Below are 21,027 nucleotides of genomic sequence, written 5' to 3' on the forward strand. Positions count from 1 at the left end.
CAAACCGAGTGTCGGTGTGAGTGTGGGTGGAGGACCAGTGAGACAGCGCGGCGTCGCCCGGAGGCAACCATGAGTGACGCGGCCAGTACCGACGCGGCCGGAGAGTCCGTCGAGGCGGTCGACCAGGTCCCCGGCATCCCCGAGCTGGTGATCATCTCCGGCATGTCCGGGGCCGGCCGGTCGACCGCGGCGAAGGGCCTGGAGGACCTGGGCTGGTTCGTCGTCGACAACCTGCCGCCGTCGCTGATCCCGGCGATGGTGGACCTCGGCGCGCGCACGCAGGGGGCCGTGGCGCGCATTGCGGTCGTGGTCGACGTGCGCGGCCGGACCTTCTTCGACGACCTGCGCGAGGCGCTCGACCAGCTCGAGACCGCCGCCGTCGTGCGGCGCATCGTGTTCCTCGAGGCCGCCGACGACGCGCTCGTGCGCCGCTTCGAGAACGTCCGCCGCCCGCACCCGCTGCAGGGCGACGGCCGCATCGTCGACGGCATCGCCGCCGAGCGCGCGCTGCTCACCGAGCTGCGCGGCCAGGCGGACCTCGTCATCGACACCACGAACCTCAACGTGCACGAGCTGCGGGCCAAGATGGACGCCCAGTTCGCGGGGTCCAGCGAGCCGCGGCTCAAGGCCACCGTGATGTCGTTCGGGTTCAAGTACGGCCTGCCGGTCGACGCCGACCTCGTCGTCGACTGCCGGTTCCTGCCCAACCCGCACTGGATCCCCGAGCTGCGCCCGTTCACCGGCACCGACGAGCCCGTCGCGCGCTACGTCTTCGACCAGCCCGGTGCCAAGGAGTTCCTGGACGGCTACACGGAGCTGCTGCGCATCATCACCGAGGGCTACCGTCGTGAGGGCAAGCGCTACCTGACGCTCGCCGTCGGCTGCACGGGCGGCAAGCACCGCAGTGTGGCGATGGCGGAGCGGCTGGCCAAGCGCATGCAGGAGGACGGCGTGGAGGCCGTTGTGGTGCACCGCGACAAGGGCCGGGAGTAGTGACGCGAGTTGATGGCCTCGTGAACAACGGATACGAGCACGCCCGGCACACCGGCCCCAAGGTCGTCGCGCTCGGCGGCGGCCACGGCCTGCACGCCTCCCTGTCCGCGCTGCGCCGGCTCACCGACGACCTGACCGCGGTGGTCACGGTCGCCGACGACGGCGGCTCGAGCGGTCGGCTGCGGCGCGACCTCGGCGTGCTGCCGCCCGGCGATTTGCGCATGGCGCTGGCCGCGCTGTGCGGCGACGACGAGTGGGGCAACACGTGGAGCAGGGTGATCCAGCACCGGTTCCGCTGCGAGGGCGACCTCAACGGCCACGCGGTGGGCAACCTGCTGATCGTCGCGCTGTGGGAGCTGCTGGACGACGACCCGGTGTCCGCGCTGCAGTGGATGGGCCGACTGCTCGGCGCGCACGGCAGTGTGCTCCCGATGTCGGCGGTGCCGCTGGACATCGAGGCGGACGTGCGCGGCCACGACCGCCTCGCGCCGGCCGCGGTGACGACGGTGCGCGGCCAGCACGCGCTGGCCAAGACGCCCGGCGAGGTGCTCGGCATGCGGCTGCTGCCGGAGGACCCGCCGGCGGTGCCGGAGGCGGTCGCCGCCGTGCGGGACGCCGACTGGATCGTGCTCGGTCCGGGATCGTGGTTCACCAGCGTGCTGCCGCACCTGCTGGTGCCCGAGCTCGCCGCCGCGCTGGTGGAGACGCGGGCCCGCAAGGTGCTGGCGCTCAACCTGGCGCCGCAGCCGGGGGAGACCGACGGCTTCTCGCCCGCGCGGCACCTGGAGGTGCTCGCCGAGCACGCGCCGGGGCTGACGTTCGACCTGGTGCTCGGCGACAGCGACCTCGTGGACGACGTCGACGGGCTCGCGAAGGCCGCCGCGCAGCTCGGCGGGCAGGTGCTGCTCACCCCCGTCGCGGTCGGGGACGGCACACCGCGACACGATCCGGGTCGGCTGGCCGCCGCCTACGGCCGGATCTTCGTTGATCGTGAAAGGATCGCGCCATGGCGATGACGGCAGCAGTGAAAGACGAGCTCAGTCGGCTCCCGGTGACGCGGTCGTGCTGTCGCAAGGCGGAGGTCTCGGCCCTTCTGCGGTTCGCTGGAGGCCTGCACCTGGTCGGCGGACGGATCGTCGTCGAGGCGGAGCTGGACACCGGGGCCGCGGCGCGGCGTGTGCGCAAGGACATCCTGGAGGTGTACGGGCACCAGTCCGAGCTCCTCGTGGTGTCGGCCGGCGGCCTGCGCAAGACCAGCCGGTACGTGGTCCGGGTGGCCAAGGACGGCGACCAACTCGCCCGGCAGACGGGGCTGTTGGACGCCCGTGGGCGTCCGGTGCGCGGGCTGCCGCCGCAGGTGGTCTCCGGTGCGACGTGCGACGCGGAGGCCGCGTGGCGCGGCGCGTTCCTGGCGCACGGCTCGCTGACCGAGCCCGGCCGCTCCTCGGCGCTCGAGGTGACCTGCCCCGGTTCGGAGGCGGCGCTCGCGCTGGTGGGTGCCGCGCGGCGGCTGAGCATCTCGGCGAAGGCCCGTGAGGTGCGCGGCGTGGACCGCGTCGTGGTGCGCGACGGCGACTCGATCGGCGCGCTGCTCACCCGGCTCGGCGCGCACGAAAGCGTGCTGGCGTGGGAGGAGCGGCGGATGCGCCGCGAGGTGCGCGCGACGGCGAACCGCCTGGCGAACTTCGACGACGCGAACCTGCGGCGTTCGGCCCGCGCGGCGGTGGCCGCCGGGGCCCGGGTCCAGCGGGCGCTGGAGATCCTGGGCGAGGAGGTGCCGGAGCACCTGGCGGCGGCGGGCAAGCTGCGCCTGGAGCACAAGCAGGCCTCGCTGGAGGAGCTGGGCGGTCTGGCCGACCCGCCGTTGACGAAGGACGCGGTCGCCGGCCGCATCCGCCGCCTGCTGGCGATGGCGGACAAGCGGGCGAGCGACATGGGGATGCCCGGCACGGACGCCAATCTGACGGCGGACATGCTGGTCTCGTAGGCGGTCGCGCCAAGCGGATAATTCAGTCGAAAGCGTCGGCCGGAGGGGCTTAGGGTCTCTTCGGCCGGCGCTTTTTCGCTGCCCTTTTCCCGCCTGCCCCCGCTTCTCCGCCCTCCTCAACCCCCCTGAGAGGAACCATGGACATTCGCACGGTCACGGAAGACGAACTGGGCGCGTGGGGCGCGGCGATGGACGTCGGGTTCCTGCGCGTGCCGGACTACTCGAAGGAAGTCCGGGAGCAGTGGGCGGACTACCTGCGCGACGTGGTCGACCTGTCGCGGACCCGGGGGGCGTTCGACGGCGACCAGTGCGTGGGGACGTTCCGCAGCTGGGGCGGTGACATCATCGTTCCGGGCGGCGCCGCCGTGTCGGCGAGCGCGATCACCAATGTGACGGTCAGCGCGACGCACCGCCGCCGTGGCCTGCTGACCCGCATGATGCGCGCGGACCTGGACGCGTCGGCCGCGCGCGGCGAGGCGCTCGCCGTGCTGATCGCCGCCGAGTACCGGATCTACGGCCGCTTCGGGTTCGGCCCGGCGACCGACTACACGGTCTTCCGTGTCGACCTGACGCGCACGAGGCTCACCGAGCACACCCTCTCGCTCAAGGAGGACGGCGGCAGCGTGGCGATCGTGCCGCCCGAGACGTTCGTCGAGCTCGGGCCGGCGATCCACGACGCGTTCCGGCGCCGCACGCCCGGCGCGCTCAGCCGCCAGGAGCTGTGGTTCCCGCTGTACTCGCGGGTGCGGCTGCGTCCGTCAGGCCACAACCCGGACCCGCGCTTCTACGCGGTGTACCGGGACGCGTCGGGCACGCCGACCGGCTACCTGGCGTACCGCGTGGAGGAGTCCTGGGAGGACTTCGTGCCCAAGGCCACGCTGCACATGGACCAGCTGATCGCGGCGGACCGCGCCGCCGAGGTCGCGCTGTGGGAGTTCGCGACGCAGGTGGACTACGTCGCGCGGATCAGCGCGGGGGAGCGGGCGAGCGACGACCTGCTGCGCGGCATGTTCACCGATCCGCGCGCGGTCACGTGGGACAGCCCGCGGGACTTCGTGTGGGTGCGGCCGCTGGACGTGCCGGCCGCGCTGTCCGCGCGCACCTATCCGGTCGCGGGCCGGCTCGTCCTCGAGGTGGAGGACGAACTCGGTTACGCGGCGGGACGGTTCGCACTGGACGGCGGCCCGCAGGGGGCGGTCTGCACGCGCACCGACGAGCCGGCGCACCTGGTGCTCGGCGCGTCGGCGCTCGGCTCGCTGTACCTGGGCGGCGGCTCGGCGGTGCGGTTGGCCGCGCAGGGTGCCATCACGGAGCTGATCCCCGGATCGCTGGAACTGGCCGAGGTGATGTTCCGTACCGCGCGCGGGCCGTGGTGCCCGGACTGGTTCTGACGCGCGGGCCGACCCCCGGCCGCCTTCTGTCCCGGTTCGGCGGTGTTCGCCCCGGCAGGCCCCAACTGATCGTTAAGCGGACACCAAAGTCCGTACAGCGGTTTCCCGAAGAGCCTTGTCGCGGAACGGGATTCCCGTACCATGCGTAACGCGTGTAGCTCGACGGGCCTCTGATTGCATCAACAACCGCCTCTGACCCGGTGGTTGGCACCAGGGGCCCGTCGCGCTTCATCCCCACGCGCTTGCCCACTCACATCAGGGGGTTGAGTGAGACGCACAACGGGTTCCCGACGATCTACGCGCATCGCCGGAACGGGACTGGCCGCGATATCGCTGGTGATCGGCATGGTCTCGGCCATGCCGGCGGCCAATGCCGCGAAGGCGCCGGCGCCGTCGGACGAACTGCCGATAGCGACACAGATCCCGACAGTGAAACTGCCCCAGGCGGGCGACGATGGGAAGAAGGCGTATCTCGCGACCTTCGACCCCAAGGACGCCCAGAAGGTCTACGACCTCGGTATCGACCGCACCGAGACCGACTCCGTGATCGGGGCCGACGGCAAGGCCTCCGCCGAACTCGTCCTCTCCGAGGCGGAGGCCGCCAAGCTCACCAAGGCCGGCATATCCGTGCAGGTCCGCGGCAACCAGCAGGCGAAGGCGGGCCTCCGGTCCGCCGCGCCGACCGGCGGGGTGTTCAAGCACTACGCCGGTGAAGGCGGCCTCGCCGCCGAGATGCTGGACGTCGCCAAGGCCAACCCCGACATCACCAAGGTGGTGTCGATCGGCAAGTCGACGCTCGGCCAGGACATCCTGGCGATCAAGGTGAGCAAGGAGGCGAAGACCAGTCGGGACGGCACCAAGCCGCCCGTGCTGTACGTCGCCAACCAGCACGCCCGCGAGTGGATCACGCCGGAGATGAACCGCCGGCTGCTCCACTACTACGTGGACGGCTACAAGTCGAACAACCAGGACGTCAAGAAGATCGTCAACTCGACCGAGCTGTGGTTCGTGCTGTCCGCGAACCCGGACGGCTACGAGTGGACGTGGCAGCCGGGTCAGCGCCAGTGGCGCAAGACGCTGCGCGACAACGACGGCAACGGTGTCATCACCGGTGCCGACGGCGTCGACCCGAACCGCAACTTCAACTACAAGTGGGGCTACGACAACGAGGGTTCGTCCGCGGACTCCTTCAACGACACGTGGCGCGGACCGGGCCCGAACTCCGAGCCCGAGACGAAGGCGCTCGACAACCTGCTGGGCAGGATCCACCCCAGGTTCGTCGTGAACTACCACTCGGCGGCGCAGCTCCTGCTGTACGGCGTCGGCTGGCAGGTCGCCACCCACAGCCCCGACGACTACATCGCGCAGGCGTTGGCCGGCAACCACAACAACCCCGCCGTCCCGGGCTACGAGCCCGAGCTCGGCGCGGCGCTGTACGCCACCAACGGTGACACCGACGGCTACGTGGACCACCAGTACGGTGCGATCCCGTTCACGCCGGAGATGTCCACGTGCGAGACGGCGTCGAACTGGGACCCGAACGACGCCTGGGACCCCGCCGACTGCGCGGGCATCTTCAACTTCCCGGACGACGAGACGCTGATCCAGAAGGAGTTCACCAACAACCTCGGATTCGCGCTCTCGGTGGCCAAGTCGGCGCCGACGCCGGACGAGCCGGTCTCCTCGCTGGGCTACACCGCGCCGGACCTGGCGATCCACAAGTTCGACACGTCCTACGCCGAGGACGGCGACGAGCAGCCGGTCGCCGTCGACGCGAAGCAGAAGCTCACCAACCTGAAGATCAACTACAAGGTCAACGGCGGTCCCGCCAAGACCGACGGTGTGCTTCCGTGGGACGGCGGCAAACGCTACGGCCAGGACGGAATCAACTGGTACAAGCAGTACCGGGGTTCCGTCGACCACAGCAAACCCGGTGACAGCGTCGAGGTCTGGTACACGGCCAACAAGCCCGGCAAGGGCAAGGTCGAGTCCGAGCACTTCACGTACAAGGTCGCGCCCAACGTCGAGAAGGGCGCCGACGTCCTCGTGATCGCCAACGAGGACTACAAGGGTGTGAACCCGACCTACCCGGCCGGGACCAACGCGCCCAAGTACGCGAACGAGTACCTGGACGCGCTCAAGGCGTCCGGCGCCAAGACCGCGCTGTGGGACGTCGACCAGCAGGGCGTGCCCGACGCGCTCGGCGTGCTCGGCCACTTCAAGGCCGTCGTCTGGTACCTCGGCGACAACCGGCTCACCCAGGACGCCGCGGACGAGCCGACCCAGGTCGGCAGCCGCTTCGTCCCGGACAGCACGGTCGCCGACCGCGCGTTCTCCCTCACGATGAACGTGCGCGACTACCTCAACGAGGGCGGCAAGCTCCTCTACTCCGGTGAGACCACCGCCTACTACGGCCCGCTGCGCGGCGCCAACGGCGGCGGCATCTACTACGGCCTCAAGGGCCAGCCGGACAAGAAGTGCGTGATCACCACCAGCTACCGTGACGACTGCGACATCCTGTCGGACGACTTCACGCAGTACTGGCTCGGCGCATACGACCGCAGCTCGGTCAACGGCGTCAACGGCATCACCGGCGTCGCGGACCCGCTCACCGGGGTCAACACCGGTCTGCCGGGCACCGCGAGCAACCCGGTCAACGAAGCCGGCGGCTTCCTGTCCACCAGCACCGTGCTGCCGCCCGCGCAGTTCCCGCAGTTCCAGAGCGGGCCCGCCGCGGTCTACGCCGGTGTCCCGAAGGGGCCGTTCACCCCGTTCGAAGGCTCGAAGTACGTCGCGGGCCCGCACCAGGACGACTCGTACATGCGCCTCACGCGCACCGTCGACCTGACCGGGACCACGGCGGCCGACGCGCCGAAGCTCACCGCGCAGGTGTCGTGGGACACCGAGGAGAGCTACGACAACGTCATCTTCGAGGCGCACACCGTCGGCCAGGACGACTGGACGACGCTGCCGGACCTCAACGGTCGCTCGTCGACCGCGGTTCCGGCCGAGTGCGCGGCGGACAGCTTCCTCATCAAGGACCACCCGTTCCTGGCGCACTACCTGACCCAGACCACCCCGTGCACGCCGTCCGGCAGCACGGGCCAGTGGAACGCCTTCACCGGCAACTCCGGTGGCTGGCAGCAGGTGGCGTTCGACCTGTCCGCGTACGCGGGCAAGCAGGTCGAGGTCTCGATCAGCTTCGTGACCGACCCGGGCAGCGGTGGCACCGGCGTCTTCGTCGACGACACGCACATCGTCAAGAACGGCGCCGCGGTCGAGTCCGAGGGCTTCGAGAACGGTCTCGGCGCCTGGTCGACCCCCGGCCCGCCGCCGGGCGACCACTCGCCGGCGAACTTCCTGCACACGAACTCGGTGTTCGGGAACTCCGCCGTCGCCACGCCGGACACGCTGCTCCTCGGCTTCGGCCTCGAGCAGCTGCCGACGCAGGCGGACAAGAACGCGGTCATGGCGAAGGTGGTCCAGTACCTGCTCAAGTAGCGGGCACCCCACCGGCGCCGTGACGGCGTAGGGAGAGGGAAAGGGCTGAGGAAAGGCGCGACCGGGACCCCGGTGGGCTCGACCCACCGGGGTCCTGACGTCTCCGGCCGCAACTCTTCGGGCCCGCACCGCGCGCGAACTGTGGGGGAACTCCCTCAACCTTGCCGACAAATCGGGTGATGAATCGTTTGTCGGTGGCAAACGCCCAGCTCAGCGGGCGGTTTTCGATAGCACGGCGACGGCCTGGGCCGCTAGCCTCGACCGTCCTTCCCCATGCGTCCCTGGGAGACGAGAACTCGTGAGTGGATACAACGGCCCGGGCTACGGCGGTCCGCCGCAGCAGCCGGGTCCCTACGGGCAGCAGCAGCCGTACGGCCAGCCTCAGCAGCCCTACGGTCAGCAGCCGGGCCCCTACGGGCAGGTCCCGCAGCAGCCGGGCCCCTACGGCCAGCCTGGCGGCGGCTTCGGACCGGGCGGAGGCGGCCCGATGCAGCGCCCGCCGCGCACCGGTAGCGCGGTGGTGGCCGGCCTGGTCGCGTTCCTGGTGACCACGGCCATCTACGGCTTCATCTTCTGGAAGGCCGACGGCCGCCAGATCGGTTACATCGCGGTGGGTGCCGGCGCCATCGTCGGCTTCGCGGTCGGCAAGGTCGGCGGCAAGCACCCGGCGCTCCCGTTGTTCGCGGCGCTCCTCGGCTTCGGCAGCGTGATCCTCGGCCAGATCACCGGGTTCGTCTTCGCGCTGCACTTCGACCTCGACGCGTCGTTCGGCGACATCTTCGACCACTTCGACGTCGTCACGCAGGCGTGGAAGGACTACCTGAAGCCGGTGGACTTCCTCTTCTACGCGCTGGGCGCCGGCGCGGGCTTCAGCATCGCCAGGAAGGTCGGCGACCAGTCCTGAGCGGCTGACCCTGTTCCGCCGCGGCCCCGGTGCCCGGACCCCCGTGGTCCGGGGCCGGGGCTTCGCCGTGTCGGGGCGGCTTCTACCACGTCCGTAGGGTGGACACCGCGTCACGGCCAATGTATGGGGCGCGATAGGGTCGGAGTTGGTCTCGGTTTGACGATTCCAACCCGTCTGCCGGGAAACACACATCAGGGCATCCCTCCGGCGCACCAAGAGGAGATCGGTTCGTGACGATCCGAGTAGGTATCAACGGGTTTGGCCGTATTGGCCGTAACTTCTTCCGCGCGGTTCTGGCCTCGGGCGCAGACGTTGAGATCGTCGGTGTCAACGACCTGACCGACAACGCGACCCTGGTCCACCTGCTGAAGTACGACAGCATCCTCGGCCGCCTCGGCCTCGAGGTGACGCACACCGACGACAGCATCACCGTCGGTGGCAAGACCTTCAAGACGCTGGCCGAGCGCGACCCGGCCGCCCTCCCGTGGGGCGAGCTGCAGGCCGACATCGTGATCGAGTCGACCGGCCGCTTCACCAACGCCTCGGACGCCGTCAAGCACGTCCAGGCCGGCGCCAAGAAGGTCATCATCTCCGCGCCCGCCAAGGGCGAGGACATCACCATCGTGATGGGCGTCAACCACGAGAAGTACGACGCCGCCAACCACACCGTCATCTCCAACGCCTCGTGCACGACCAACTGCGTCGCGCCGATGGCGAAGGTCCTCCTGGAGAACTTCGGTGTCGCCAAGGGCCTCATGACGACGGTCCACGCGTACACGAACGACCAGGTCATCCTGGACTTCCCGCACAGCGACCTGCGTCGTGCCCGCGGTGCCGCGACCAACATCATCCCCACCTCGACGGGTGCCGCCAAGGCCACCGCGCTGGTGCTCCCCGAGCTGTCCGGCAAGCTCGACGGCATCGCGATGCGCGTCCCGGTCCCGACCGGCTCGGTCACCGACCTGGTCGTCGAGCTCGAGCGCGAGGTCACCAAGGACGAGGTCAACGCCGCGTTCCAGAAGGCGGCCGAGGGCGAGCTCAAGGGCTTCCTGTCCTACACCGAGGACGAGATCGTCTCCTCGGACATCGTCACCGACCCGTCCTCCTGCACCTTCGACTCGAAGCTGACGATGGCGCAGGGCAAGCAGGTCAAGGTCGTCGGCTGGTACGACAACGAGTGGGGCTACTCGAACCGCCTCGTCGACCTGGTCAAGCACATCGGCGGCCAGCTCTGACGACGCCGGTCCGCTCGCGGATCCGCCGTCAGACCGGGTGACCCGGAGTGACAGCGCGCGGGCCCGGACGATCCGTCGTCCGGGCCCGCCGCACACCGCGCCCCCTCGCGCGGCAGCAGACCCGAAGGTTCGAACCCCAGGCCGTCCACCCTCAGCGGCCTGAACCGACGAGGATGATCCGAAAACCATGAAGACCATCGACGACCTCGATGTCGCCGGCAAGCGTGTCCTGGTCCGCGCCGACCTGAACGTGCCGCTCGACGGCGCGACCATCACCGACGACGGTCGCATCCGCGCGAGCCTGCCCACCATCGCGGACCTCGCCTCGCGCGGCGCCCGTGTCATCGTGACGGCCCACCTCGGCCGCCCGAAGGGCGCCCCCGACCCCGCCTACTCGCTCGCCCCGGTCGCCGCGCGTCTCGGCGAACTGCTGGGCAAGGACGTGAAGTTCGCCGCCGACACGGTCGGCGAGCAGGCCCGCGCCACCGTCGCTTCCCTCGGCGACGGCGATGTCGCGGTGCTGGAGAACGTGCGCTTCAACGCCGCCGAGACCAGCAAGGACGACGCCGAGCGCGGCGCGTTCGCCGACCAGCTGGCCGGCCTCGCGGACCTGTACGTGGGCGACGGCTTCGGCGCGGTGCACCGCAAGCACGCGTCCGTGTACGACGTCGCGCACAAGCTGCCGCACGCGGCGGGCCGGCTGATCGCCGCCGAGCTCGACGTCCTCAAGCGGCTGACCGACAACGTCGAGCGGCCGTACGCGGTCGTGCTCGGCGGGTCGAAGGTGTCCGACAAGCTCGGCGTCATCGACAACCTGCTCGGCAAGGCCGACCGCATCCTCATCGGCGGCGGCATGGTGTACACCTTCCTGGCCGCACAGGGCCACGAGGTCGGCACCAGCCTGCTCGAGAAGGACCAGATCGACACGGTCCGCGAGTACCTGGCCCGCGCCGAGGCGAACGGTGTCGAGTTCGTGCTGCCCGTCGACGTGATCGCCGCCGCGGCCTTCGCCGCCGACGCCGACCACGCCGTCGTCACGGCCGACGCGATCCCCTCCGACCGCATGGGCCTGGACATCGGCCCCGAGTCCGGCGCGCTGTTCGCCGGCAAGCTCGCGGACGCCAAGACGGTGTTCTGGAACGGCCCCATGGGCGTCTTCGAGATGACCCCCTACGCCGGCGGCACCCGTGCCGTCGCGCAGGCGCTGATCGAATCCGACGCCTTCACCGTCGTCGGCGGCGGCGACTCGGCCGCCGCGGTGCGTACGCTCGGCTTCGACGAGAACGCGTTCGGTCACATCTCGACCGGCGGCGGTGCGAGCCTGGAATACCTCGAGGGCAAGAACCTGCCCGGCCTCGACGCGCTGGAAGGCTGAACCATGGCGACCAAGAAGAACCCCGCGGGCAGCGCCGTGACCGGCCGCGTCCCGCTGATGGCCGGCAACTGGAAGATGAACCTCAACCACCTCGAGGCCATCGCCCTGGTGCAGAAGCTCGCCTTCGCGCTCGACGACAAGGACTTCGACCAGGTCGAGGTCGCCGTCCTGCCGCCGTTCACGGACCTGCGCTCGGTGCAGACCCTCGTGGACGGCGACAAGCTGCGCATCGTGTTCGGCGCGCAGGACGTCTCGCAGCACACCGGCGGCGCGTACACGGGCGAGATCGCCGGCTCGATGCTCGCCAAGCTCAAGTGCACCTACGTCACCGTGGGCCACTCGGAGCGCCGGCAGTACCACAACGAGACCGACGAGATCGTCAACGCCAAGGCCAAGGCGGCGTTCGCGAACGGCATCGTGCCGATCCTGTGCGTCGGCGAGGGCCTCGACGTCCGCAAGGCCGGCGAGCACGTCGCCTACACGCTCGCCCAGGTCGACGGCGGTCTGAAGGGCATCCCGGCCGCGCAGGCCGAGACGATCGTGATCGCGTACGAGCCCGTGTGGGCGATCGGCACCGGCGAGGTCGCGACCCCCGAGGACGCGCAGGAGGTGTGCGCCGCGATCCGCGCGCGCGTCGCCGAGCTGTACGACCCGGAGCTGGCCGGCAAGGTCCGCGTGCTGTACGGCGGCTCGGTCAAGGCGTCGAATGTGGCCGGCATCATGGCCAAGCCCGACGTCGACGGTGGTCTGGTCGGCGGCGCGAGCCTCGACGCCGAGGAGTTCGTCAAGCTGGTCCGCTTCCGGGACCAGGCCGTAGGTTAGCCGGTACCGCGAGTTTCCCCGCCCCGGTCGCGACTTTGGTTGCCACTGGGGCGGGGGAACCGCGTACCCTGTCCGAGGCCAGGAATCCCTGGTCGTGCGTCCGGAGCGGACCGGGGCGGGGCCCCGCGAAGCTCACTGATGAGGAGTTGGGCCAGGCCGTGACTGTCGCGTTCTCGATCGCCCTGATCATCTTCAGCGCCCTGATGGTGCTGCTTGTCCTGCTGCACAAGGGCAAGGGCGGTGGCCTGTCCGACCTGTTCGGCGGCGGTATGTCGTCCTCGCTCGGCGGCTCGTCGGTCGTCGAGAAGAATCTCGACCGCATCACGATCGTCGTCGGCTCCTTGTGGTTCGTCTGCATCGTCGTGTTGGGTCTCCTCCTCAAGAACTAGCGGTTTCGCGACGCTGCGGTACGCGGCCATGTCACCGGCCCCACAAGCTTCCTGACGCTATGTCGGAAAGCCTGCGGGACGCGGTTCCCGGCCCCGCGAGCCGCACGTACACTGGTTCGCGAGGCAGCCGCCAGGGCTGACGCATTTCCGCCCGGCGGCACCTTCCGAGTCGCGCGACCGGGCGCGCGACCATCAGATCCAAGGGGAGTTTTAACCGTGGCAAGTGGCAACGCCATTCGTGGGAGCCGGGTCGGCGCGGGTCCGATGGGTGAGGCCGAGCGCGGCGAAGCGGCCCCCCGCCTGCGCATCTCGTTCTGGTGTGCCAACAAGCACGAGACCCAGCCGAGTTTCGCGACCGACGCCCAGGTCCCCGAGACGTGGGACTGCCCGCGCTGCGGACTGCCGGCCGGGCAGGACAGCGAGAACCCGCCGGACGCGCCGCGCACCGAGCCTTACAAGACGCACCTCGCGTACGTGCGCGAGCGCCGCAGCGACGCGGACGGCGAGGCGATCCTCGCCGAGGCGCTGGCGAAGCTGCGCGGCGAGATCTGATCCCGAGCCGACGGCTCGACGCGGCGGCCGGACCGCCGCGGCAGTAGTTTTCACGTCCCGCAGGGGCGCGGTCATCGTCAGGTGACCGCGCCCCTGCGGCGTTTTTCGCTCCGCTCGGTCCGGTGGGGCGCCCGCCAGGCCCGAACGGGTTGTCCTGATGCGCCCGTCGGGCGAACCACGGCGCGTGGGCCCGGCCGTGGGGCGGGGGCCGCTCACACTGAGGAGTGATGGTCGGGCGGCCGCGCGCCGCCCGGAGCCGCCGTTGAGGAGTGCGCGCGTGGGCAGCCGAGCAGCAATCCACCGGGTCGTCGGCGCGGGCGGCCGGGTCGCCGCGGTCGTCGGAATGGTGCTCGCGGTCGGGGTGGGCGGTGCCTCGGCGTGGGCGGAGGAGACCCCCGTGGCGAACCCCCCGGCCGACGGGCCGGCGCCGGACTACGGCACGACCGCCGCCCCCACCGCCGCCATGCCGGTTCCCGTCCCGCCGTCGCGTCCGGCCCTGTCCATCAAGGTGGACGACGGCACGATGAAGACCGCCGAGCACCGCGAACACACCTACACCGTGCGGCTGCGCAACCTCGGTTCCACGGACATCGACCAGCTGACCATGGTCGAGACGCTCCCCGTCGGCCTGACGCTCGTGAGCGCGACCGAAGGCGGCGCCCCGGGCGGGCACGAGGGACAGATCGCGTGGACCGTCGACCTGCCCGCCGGCGGCGAGGTCGTCCGCGCGGTCAAGGCGCGCGTCGACAAGCTGCCGCAGGGACGGGGCATCGCGTCGACCGCGTGCGCGCAGCTTGCGGGCAGCGCCGTTCCGGTCGTCTGCTCGACCGACGTGGACCAACTCCCCAGCGACGCCGAGCTCGCGGCTGCGGCCGGGCTGCCGAAGTCCACGGTGTACGGCGGCATCGCGGCTACCTTGGCGGCGACGGGCATCGGCACCTGGTACGTGATGCGCCGACGCCGTCGTTTGGCTGCGGCCCGGCCGGCTGCGGAGGGGGCGTCGGCCTGACGGCGTACGCTGCGGCCGTTTGGCTGTGGGTTGGCCTGGTGACGAATGCCGTCGTCTTTGGGCTGTGGGTTGGTCTGGTGGTGAGCGCCGCCGCCGGTTGTCCGCATCGCGCGCGTGTCTGGTCGATCTCCCCCTGCTGAGGCCATCCTTGCTGGTAGGAGCAGGTTCGGCGGATACGGGGTGGTGCCATGCGACTGACGGTTTTGGGCGGCACGGGCGGCACCGGCCGCTTTGTCGTCGACCAGGGGCTGCGGGAAGGCCACGAGGTCGTGGCGCTCGTACGGGACCCCGCGAAGCTGCCGGCGCGGGAGCGGCTGCACGCGGTGGTGGGCGACGTCCGGGACGCGAAGGCGGTCGCGCAGGCCGTCGAGGGCAGCGACGCCGTCGTGAGCACCCTCGGACAGCGGGCGCTGCGGACGACGGTGTGCGGCGACGCGATGGAGACGCTGCTCCCGGCGATGTCCGCCGCGGGGGTCCGACGGCTCGTCGCCCTCAGCGACTTCGGCGTGGGGGACAGCCGCGGACGGGACTTCTTCTCGGTGACCATCTGGCTGATGCTCCGGTCGATCATGAAGGACAAGACCGTCATGGAGGACCGCATCCACGGCACCCGCGACATCGACTGGACGATCGTGCGCCCCGCGGTGCTGCGGGATCGCTCCGCGACGGGCGACTACCGGGCCGGCGTGGACCTGCGGCTGTCCTGGGCGTCGGGGATCGCGCGGGCGGATGTCGCGGACTTCATGCTGGGGCAGCTCACCAGCGAGGAGTACGTGCGTAAGGCGGTGGCCATCGGGCCGGTGGGGCGTCGGCGGGGGTAGCGTGGCTTTCTCGCTGCACCGTTCCTGACCTGGTTTGTGGTTTTGGGCTGACGCCCCTCCCGCTTTTTGATTTTCGCGCGGACGGCCCGCGCGTCAAGCCGTTCCTGGCAGCGCTCGGTCTGGTGGCCTTGTCCTGTTGCGGCTTGACCCGCGGGCCGTCCGCGCTGAACCACCTCGCATCTGGCGGGAGGGGCGCGGGGTGTGGTGGCTCTTTGGGTTTTGTTGCGCTGCCGGGCTGCGGTCGTTCTGTGGGTGCGGGTTTTGTTGCGGGGTTTTGTTGCGCTGCCGGGCTGCGGTTCCAGCGTGGGGCCGCGCCTGCTGACTCGGTCGGGGGCACGGCCTCGACCCCCCATCACTTTGCCGTCACGTATGCGAATCACCAGAACTCCCTCATTGGGGGGTGTTCGCGTCACACCTGCGTCACCGCGCTGGGAGCGCAAGACTCAGACAGGGTGCGTCGGTTCGGCGTCGGTGCGGGGGCGGCGGGTCTGGACGGCGGGGATCGGGCGGCGTGCGGGGCGGTCCGGTGAGGGCGGGGGCGCTGGTGCTGGTGCCGGTGCGGGTTCGGGCGCGGCGGGGGTGGTCGGTGCAGCGGGGGGAGGGGTCTCGGGTCTCGCCGCGCGGGGTGGAATGCGGCCGCCTGCGACGGCTGTTCGCGTGCCGGTGATCCACGACGGGGGGTTCTCGCCGGTGGCCGCGCGCCAGCGCGATCGGACGGCGGCGGGTTCGGCGCGGTGGGCGCGGATCAGTGCGTCGCCGGCCATGTCGACGACCTGGGGGAGGTTCAGCGCGGTGCCCACGCCGAGCGCGGCGGCGAGCGGGGGGACGGCGTCGGCGGGCCGGTCGGCGGCTATCAGCACGAGCCCGTACACCGCGTAGGTGACCGGCACTTCGGGGTTGCGGGCGAGTGCGGGGTCGAAGCGGACCCGGCGGGCGCGCAGGGCGACGGCCTCTTCCAGGGCCTCGACGGCGTCGTCGTGCCGGTTCGCGCCGCTCAACAGCAGGCCGAAGCTCTGCAGCGCGGCGGCCAGCGCGTCGTCGCCGCGGCCCGCGGCGGCCGTTGTGCCGGTGCGGCGCAGGCGTACCGCGGAGTGTGCGCGTTCGAGGGCCTCGTCGACGCGGCCGACGCGGGCCAGCAGGTTGGCCTGCCGGGTCGTGACCTGGGCGAGCACGTCGGCGTCGGAGAGGGTGAGCAGCCGGGCCGCCTCGTCGAACAGCAGCAGGGCGTCGTCGACGAGGCCGTTCTCCGCGAGTCGTCCCGCGAACTCGTCGAGCGCGTCGGCGAGTCCGGCCCGGTGCAGCTCGGGGGCGCGGGAGGCCAGGGTGCGGTACGCCTCGACGCATTCGTACAGCACGGCCAGCGCGCGTTCGGCCTCGCCCGCGTCGCCCAGGCGCGCGCCGAGGTCGCGCAACGTGGCGGCGAGCAGCGGCCGGTGGCGGTGGACGTCCAGGGCGGCGAGCCGGCGGGCGCGGGTGACGGCGTTCTCGGCGACCTTGACGGCGTCGGCGTACGCGCGGCCGCCCGCGAGGACGGCGGCGAGGGCGCGCAGGGCGTCGACGAGGGCGGGGGAGTGCTCGGCGGGGTCCTGTTCGGCGAGGTCGCCGAGTACGCGGACGGCGGCGCGGGCGGGTGCGGAGGCCTCGGTGTGCCGGCCGGCCCGGGAGAGGCGGCGGGCGCGTTCGGCGAGCATCGCGGCACGGTCGCGTTCCTCGCGGCGTACGGCGGCGGCGACGGCGCGGGCGGTGCTTGGTTGAGGCGGAAGTTCGCCCTCCGGATCGGCCGGATTTCGCGCGTGGGGTATGGAGGCGGCGGGGACGAGGGCGGTGCCGGCCTCGGCCTGTTCGAGCCGGAGCCGGTACTCGGCCAAGTGGCGTTCATGCCGACGACGCCATACGAAGACCACGCCCGCCCACCCCTCCCCACAGCTCGCCCACTGTTCGGGGCGACGCTACCGCGCGGGGTTGGTGGCCGGGGGCGGGACGGAGAGGATCAAGCCAAGGAGCCCGTTACGCCCAGGGCGGACGTGGTTGGCGATCCCCCGAGCACGACGTAATGTCAATTACATGATTACAAACGAGCAGCAGGACAAGGTCAGGGGCTGGTTCGCCGGGCGACTGCCCGAGGGGCTGTTCAGCGAGGCGGCCGAGATCACCGTCGACCGCGAGGAGATCACCGTCGTCGGGCGCATCCCCGAACCCGAACTCGCCGAGGACGCCTCCGACGCCACCCGTGAGGGCGCGATCGAGGGCAAGGTGTCGGAGTTCCGCGAGCGCACCCGCGAGGCCCGTATCAAGGTCGCCCGGGAAGCCGAGCGGAAGTTCGGGCGCAAGGTGTCGTGGGGCGTCCTGTGCGGCGACCGCCGCGCGCTCTTCACCCACGTCGCCGCACCGGTCATGACGCGGCTGCGGCAGCCCGAGCGGCAGGTGCTCGACACGCTCATCGCGGGCGGCGTCGCGAAGAGCCGCAGCGAGGCGCTCGCGTGGTGCGTCCGCCTCGTCGAACGCAACACCGACGCGTGGCTCACGGAACTGCGCGATTCGCTGGAGCACGTCCAGCGGGTCCGCGCCTCGGGCCCGGACGCTGTGTAGGGCGGCGTCCGGACGTAGACCCGGGGGGGGGGGGGGGCGGCGGGCGCCCCCCCCCCCGGGCGGGGGGGGGGCCCCCCCCCCCCCCCCGCCCCGGGCCGGTCACCGGGGCGCGCCTCAGAACCGGTACGTCTGCCAGTACTGGTTGTTGCCGCCGTTCTGCGGCCAGATGATCGCCTGGGTGCCCCATGTCCTCGACCCGCCCGGGTCGTCCAGGACCATGCCGCTCGCGGGGTTCTTGAAATATGTGTCCGACGAGAAGTACCAGGTCTGGTTGGTGCCGCCGTTGCAGTCCCACTGCACCAGTCGGGTGCCCGCGTTGAAGTTGTACTCCGGGATGTCGAGGCACTTCCCGCTCTTGTAGTTCTTCAGCATGTGGGAGCCGTCCTCCCGCGTGAAGTACGACCACTTCTGGTCGTAGTTGCCGTTGCACTCCCAGATGATCACCGGGGCGCCGTTGTCCGTGCTTCCGTTCAGGACGCCGAGGCACAGGTTCGGTCGCGGCTCGTTCCCGTAGGGGTCGACCAGGATCGGCTGGAGCACGGACGTCCACTGGTGGGTCTCGGCGGACGCCGTTCCGGTGCCCGCGCCGAGCAGGCCGGCCGCGAGGGCGAGGGACCCCGCGGCGGATGTGAGCAGTCTGCGGATCTTCACAGTTCTCCGATCGTCGACGCCGCGGGCGGGTGGCCCCGGCGCGACGAGATCCTCGCACCGCGAACCGCCCGCGCCGACGAACAGACCGGGAGGAACAAGGGCGTTCGCCGCGCACAGTGGAGCGCGCGACACACGCGCCCGCGGTCACTGTGCGCCGGTCAACCGGCGCGGCCGCGTCAGAGTGAGGTCGTGGCGCGCCAGATCTGGTTGTAGCCCTCGTGGTAGGGCCAGATGATCGGACGGGTGCCCCACGCCGTCGAGCTGTTCGGGTCGTCGAGGACCATGTGGCTCGCCGGGTTCCTGAACGTGAAGCCGTCCCGCACCCACTCCTGGTTCGCCCCGCCGTGGCAGTCCCACTGGTCGAGCTGGGCCCCGGCCCTGAAGTCCCAGTTGAAGATGTCCAGGCACTTGCCGCTCTTCCAGTTGACCAGCTGGGTCATCCCGGCACTGTTGGTGGTGTAGGTCCACTTCTGGTCGTCGTTGCCGTTGCACTCCCACAGGATCACCGCGGCCCCGTTGTCCCTGGATCCGCCCTGCACACCCATGCAGAGGTTCGGGTCCCGCTCGTTCGACCACGGGAAGTGCAGGATCGGCGTCACCATCGTCCACCAGAGGTAGTCGTCGGTGGTGGCGGACGCGCTGCCGCCCGTGCCGGCGAGCAGTCCGGCCGCCAGGCCCAGCGCGGTGGCGGCGGAGCAGAGCGCCTTGCGGATGTTCATGCGTGTCCCTCTCGGTCGGGCCCGCGCCGATGAGGCGGGCGGCCTTGAGGATCCTGGCAGGCGCGACTCCGGAAATACCGTTACAAGACAGGCATTTCGCCGCTCGCTGGAGCGATCGACACCGCTCACTGGGCGGCCCGTTACCGCCCTGTTGTGGAGTTCCGCTCAGCGCGGGCCGTAGGTGTGGAGGTACAGCACCGCGCCGTCGCCGAGGGCGCCTCGGGTGTTCAGGTCGCGGAGAGCGGCCAACGCCTTTGCGGTGTACACCGGTTCGAGGTCCGGGCCGCCCGCGGCGCGGGAGTCCACGATGATCCGGTCGGCTTCGGGGGTCGGGTGGCCGTAGCCGGCGCCGAGCCAGTCGCGGGTCATGGTCACGTCGCCCGGGCTCAGGTCGGCGACGCGGAAGTCGCCCGTGCGCTTGCGCAGCAGCCGTGCCGTCTTGTTGGCCATCGCGGCGATGTGCGGCGCGTCCAACGGGAGTTGGTCGTTGACGATGACGCCGAGGACGCGGGTGCGCAGCCCGGCCAGGCGCAACCCGAGGGCGAGCCCGGCCGCCGTGCCGCCGCTGCCCACCGGGAGCACCACGTGGGACGGCTCGGGCAGGTCGCCCGCCCGGACCTGCGCGGCGATCTCCAGGCCGCACTCGACGTACCCGAGCATGCCGACCGGCGACGACCCGCCGGTCGGCAGCACGTACGCGGGCCGGAACCGCCCGCCCACGAACCTGCCGTGACGCAGGATCAGCCACGGCGCGAGCAGATAGGTGCGGCGCTTGGTGCGCGTGCGGTGGATCGTCGCCCCGGACGCCTCGAGCCGTGCGAGCTGCGCGCGCACGTGGTCGTCCACCGGCTGGTCGACGAGCGCGAGCGCGACCGGCACCCCGTGTGCTTGGGCGAACCTGGCCGTCGCCAGTCCGTGGTTGGTGCCCAGGGCGCCGAAGGTGAGGATCGTCGGCGAGCGCCGCGCCTGCGCGTCCGCGATGATCCACTCGAGCTTGCGGACCTTGTTGCCGCCCCACTGGTCCCCGAAGCCGCTCTCGTCCTTCACCCACACCTCGGCCGCGCCGTCGGCGAGCCCGGCGGCCAGCCGCGCCACGGGGGTCGGCCGGTCGCCGAGCGGGACGTGCCGGAAGAACGGCGCGCCGGGGTCGTGGGAGGGGAAGCGCTCGTGCAGCAGCGGTGTGTCCACGGTGACCAGCGTACGGATCACCCGGCCCCGTAGGTCAGTTCGCGGTGGTCTCGATCTTCCCGGCCTTCTTCGCCTTCTTGGCCTTGCCGTCCTTCGCGGCCTTCTCCGCCAGGTAGTCCTCCCATGTGCGCACGCCCACCGCGTGGTCGGGGGTGGTCAGCGCGCCCGCGCGCAGGCCTGCGCCCGCCTTGCCGGGGATCCTGACCGGCAGCACCGGGCGCCGCTTGCGGGCCGCCTTCAGCCAGCTCTTCGCCAGGTCGGTGAGCAGGTACGTGCGCGGCCCGCCGAACTCCTCCGCGTGCCCGACCGGCCCGCCCTGCGCCAGCGCGACGAGCCGGTCGGCGACCTCGCCCTGGTCGACGGGCTGGCACGTGCTGCGCGACGGCGCGATCAGGAACGGGAGCTTCGAGCCCATGCCGAAGAACATGTTGAGCAGCTCGGGGAACTGCGTCGCCCGCAGGTTCGTCCACGGGACGCCCGACGCGGCGAGCAGGCGCTCGCCCTCCAGCTTGATGTTGTAGTAGGTCATCGGGATGCGGTCGATGCCGACGATCGAGATGTTGACCAGGTGCCCGACCCCGGCGCGCTCGGCGGCGTCGAGCAGGTGGCGGAAGCCCGGGATGTCGTTCTTCGGGTGGCGCGTGTCGGACGCGCAGTGGATCACCGTCGCTACGCCGTCGAACGCCGCGTCCAGTCCCTCGCCGCTCAGCAGGTCGCCGCGCACCCAGACGACGCCCGGCTCGTCCGGCAGATCCGCCCGCCGGGTCATCGCGCGCACGGGCAGCCCCGCGGCCTTCACCCGCGCGAGCACCTCGCGGCCCAGTACGCCGGTGGCGCCCGTGACCAGGATCGTCCCCGTGTTCGGCAGCTCGTTCGACATCGCCCTGACCTCCTCGTTCGC

Annotated in this window: 19 protein-coding genes; 14 read left to right on the forward strand and 5 right to left on the reverse strand. The window is 71.2% G+C overall.

The window, feature by feature from the left end; genetic code table 11:
- Positions 1 to 69 precede the first annotated feature (69 nt).
- From rapZ to QI554_RS09065, 13 genes are all read left to right on the forward strand, one after another.
- Complete coding sequence (gene rapZ / locus QI554_RS09005; protein WP_281467821.1) at positions 70 to 993, forward strand: RNase adapter RapZ; 924 nt, start codon at positions 70 to 72, stop codon at positions 991 to 993.
- A 20-nt stretch (positions 994 to 1,013) separates the two neighbouring features.
- A complete protein-coding gene (locus tag QI554_RS09010; protein ID WP_281467823.1) occupies positions 1,014 to 2,009 on the forward strand; it encodes a gluconeogenesis factor YvcK family protein in 996 nt (331 codons plus the stop codon).
- Positions 2,000 to 2,980 (forward strand): DNA-binding protein WhiA, encoded by a 981-nt coding sequence (gene whiA / locus QI554_RS09015; RefSeq protein ID WP_281467825.1) that lies wholly within the window; start codon positions 2,000 to 2,002, stop codon positions 2,978 to 2,980. Before QI554_RS09010 ends, whiA begins: the two co-directional genes overlap by 10 nt.
- 137 nt (positions 2,981 to 3,117) lie before the next feature.
- Positions 3,118 to 4,371 carry a GNAT family N-acetyltransferase gene (locus QI554_RS09020; protein WP_281467827.1) on the forward strand — a complete coding sequence of 418 codons (1,254 nt, stop codon included), beginning with the start codon at positions 3,118 to 3,120 and terminating at the stop codon, positions 4,369 to 4,371.
- Between the two features lie 357 nt (positions 4,372 to 4,728).
- The gene (locus QI554_RS09025) at positions 4,729 to 7,872 is read left to right on the forward strand and encodes a M14 family zinc carboxypeptidase (protein ID WP_281467829.1); all 3,144 of its coding nucleotides are present in this window, start codon (positions 4,729 to 4,731) and stop codon (positions 7,870 to 7,872) included.
- A gap of 298 nt (positions 7,873 to 8,170) precedes the next feature.
- The gene (locus QI554_RS09030) at positions 8,171 to 8,776 is read left to right on the forward strand and encodes a hypothetical protein (RefSeq protein ID WP_281467831.1); all 606 of its coding nucleotides are present in this window, start codon (positions 8,171 to 8,173) and stop codon (positions 8,774 to 8,776) included.
- 230 nt (positions 8,777 to 9,006) lie between these two features.
- Positions 9,007 to 10,011: a type I glyceraldehyde-3-phosphate dehydrogenase gene (gap, locus tag QI554_RS09035; protein ID WP_281467833.1), complete on the forward strand. Its 1,005-nt coding sequence runs from the start codon at positions 9,007 to 9,009 to the stop codon at positions 10,009 to 10,011.
- A gap of 187 nt (positions 10,012 to 10,198) precedes the next feature.
- On the forward strand, positions 10,199 to 11,386 hold the full coding sequence (locus QI554_RS09040; RefSeq protein WP_281467836.1) for a phosphoglycerate kinase: 1,188 nt from the start codon (positions 10,199 to 10,201) through the stop codon (positions 11,384 to 11,386).
- A 36-nt stretch (positions 11,387 to 11,422) separates the two neighbouring features.
- Positions 11,423 to 12,208: a triose-phosphate isomerase gene (gene tpiA / locus QI554_RS09045; protein ID WP_281467918.1), complete on the forward strand. Its 786-nt coding sequence runs from the start codon at positions 11,423 to 11,425 to the stop codon at positions 12,206 to 12,208.
- 158 nt (positions 12,209 to 12,366) lie between these two features.
- The gene (gene secG / locus QI554_RS09050) at positions 12,367 to 12,597 is read left to right on the forward strand and encodes a preprotein translocase subunit SecG (protein WP_281467838.1); all 231 of its coding nucleotides are present in this window, start codon (positions 12,367 to 12,369) and stop codon (positions 12,595 to 12,597) included.
- Between the two features lie 216 nt (positions 12,598 to 12,813).
- Positions 12,814 to 13,149, forward strand: coding sequence for an RNA polymerase-binding protein RbpA (locus QI554_RS09055; protein ID WP_269453090.1), 336 nt, complete (start codon positions 12,814 to 12,816; stop codon positions 13,147 to 13,149).
- Positions 13,150 to 13,426: 277 nt separating this feature from the next.
- Positions 13,427 to 14,158, forward strand: a complete 732-nt coding sequence (locus tag QI554_RS09060; RefSeq protein WP_281467841.1) for a hypothetical protein — start codon at positions 13,427 to 13,429, stop codon at positions 14,156 to 14,158.
- A 188-nt stretch (positions 14,159 to 14,346) separates the two neighbouring features.
- Positions 14,347 to 14,979 carry an NAD(P)-dependent oxidoreductase gene (locus QI554_RS09065; protein WP_281467843.1) on the forward strand — a complete coding sequence of 211 codons (633 nt, stop codon included), beginning with the start codon at positions 14,347 to 14,349 and terminating at the stop codon, positions 14,977 to 14,979.
- 443 nt (positions 14,980 to 15,422) lie between these two features.
- Here the strand turns inward: QI554_RS09065 and QI554_RS09070 are convergent, their stop codons facing one another.
- On the reverse strand, positions 15,423 to 16,847 hold the full coding sequence (locus QI554_RS09070; protein WP_281467845.1) for a tetratricopeptide repeat protein: 1,425 nt from the start codon (positions 16,845 to 16,847) through the stop codon (positions 15,423 to 15,425).
- Between the two features lie 196 nt (positions 16,848 to 17,043).
- Here QI554_RS09070 and QI554_RS09075 point away from each other — a divergent pair, with 196 nt between their 5' ends.
- Positions 17,044 to 17,568, forward strand: a complete 525-nt coding sequence (locus QI554_RS09075; RefSeq protein WP_281467847.1) for a hypothetical protein — start codon at positions 17,044 to 17,046, stop codon at positions 17,566 to 17,568.
- 114 nt (positions 17,569 to 17,682) lie between these two features.
- Here QI554_RS09075 and QI554_RS09080 read toward each other — a convergent pair whose 3' ends face one another.
- The 4 genes from QI554_RS09080 to QI554_RS09095 form a co-directional block, all read right to left on the reverse strand.
- Positions 17,683 to 18,219, reverse strand: coding sequence for an RICIN domain-containing protein (locus QI554_RS09080; RefSeq protein WP_281467850.1), 537 nt, complete (start codon positions 18,217 to 18,219; stop codon positions 17,683 to 17,685).
- Positions 18,220 to 18,395: 176 nt separating this feature from the next.
- Positions 18,396 to 18,938: an RICIN domain-containing protein gene (locus tag QI554_RS09085; RefSeq protein ID WP_281467851.1), complete on the reverse strand. Its 543-nt coding sequence runs from the start codon at positions 18,936 to 18,938 to the stop codon at positions 18,396 to 18,398.
- A gap of 165 nt (positions 18,939 to 19,103) precedes the next feature.
- Positions 19,104 to 20,126 carry a 1-aminocyclopropane-1-carboxylate deaminase/D-cysteine desulfhydrase gene (locus tag QI554_RS09090; RefSeq protein ID WP_281467853.1) on the reverse strand — a complete coding sequence of 341 codons (1,023 nt, stop codon included), beginning with the start codon at positions 20,124 to 20,126 and terminating at the stop codon, positions 19,104 to 19,106.
- Positions 20,127 to 20,160: 34 nt separating this feature from the next.
- The gene (locus QI554_RS09095; RefSeq protein WP_281467855.1) at positions 20,161 to 21,006 is read right to left on the reverse strand and encodes an SDR family oxidoreductase; all 846 of its coding nucleotides are present in this window, start codon (positions 21,004 to 21,006) and stop codon (positions 20,161 to 20,163) included.
- Between the last annotated feature and the right edge of the window lie 21 nt (positions 21,007 to 21,027).

This window comes from Yinghuangia seranimata (assembly GCF_029953285.1).
Lineage (GTDB): Bacteria > Actinomycetota > Actinomycetes > Streptomycetales > Streptomycetaceae > Yinghuangia > Yinghuangia seranimata.

What these genes read in the sequence shown, in the direction of transcription:
- rapZ (WP_281467821.1), top strand. Translation starts at nt 70, where the DNA reads ATGAGTGACGCGGCCAGTACCGACGCGGCCGGAGAGTCCGTCGAGGCG.
- whiA (WP_281467825.1), top strand. Translation starts at nt 2,000, where the DNA reads ATGGCGATGACGGCAGCAGTGAAAGACGAGCTCAGTCGGCTCCCGGTG.
- QI554_RS09020 (WP_281467827.1), top strand. Translation starts at nt 3,118, where the DNA reads ATGGACATTCGCACGGTCACGGAAGACGAACTGGGCGCGTGGGGCGCG.
- QI554_RS09025 (WP_281467829.1), top strand. Translation starts at nt 4,729, where the DNA reads ATGCCGGCGGCCAATGCCGCGAAGGCGCCGGCGCCGTCGGACGAACTG.
- QI554_RS09040 (WP_281467836.1), top strand. Translation starts at nt 10,199, where the DNA reads ATGAAGACCATCGACGACCTCGATGTCGCCGGCAAGCGTGTCCTGGTC.
- QI554_RS09065 (WP_281467843.1), top strand. Translation starts at nt 14,347, where the DNA reads ATGCGACTGACGGTTTTGGGCGGCACGGGCGGCACCGGCCGCTTTGTC.
- QI554_RS09075 (WP_281467847.1), top strand. Translation starts at nt 17,044, where the DNA reads ATGATTACAAACGAGCAGCAGGACAAGGTCAGGGGCTGGTTCGCCGGG.
- QI554_RS09085 (WP_281467851.1), bottom strand. Translation starts at nt 18,938, where the DNA reads ATGAACATCCGCAAGGCGCTCTGCTCCGCCGCCACCGCGCTGGGCCTG.
- QI554_RS09095 (WP_281467855.1), bottom strand. Translation starts at nt 21,006, where the DNA reads ATGTCGAACGAGCTGCCGAACACGGGGACGATCCTGGTCACGGGCGCC.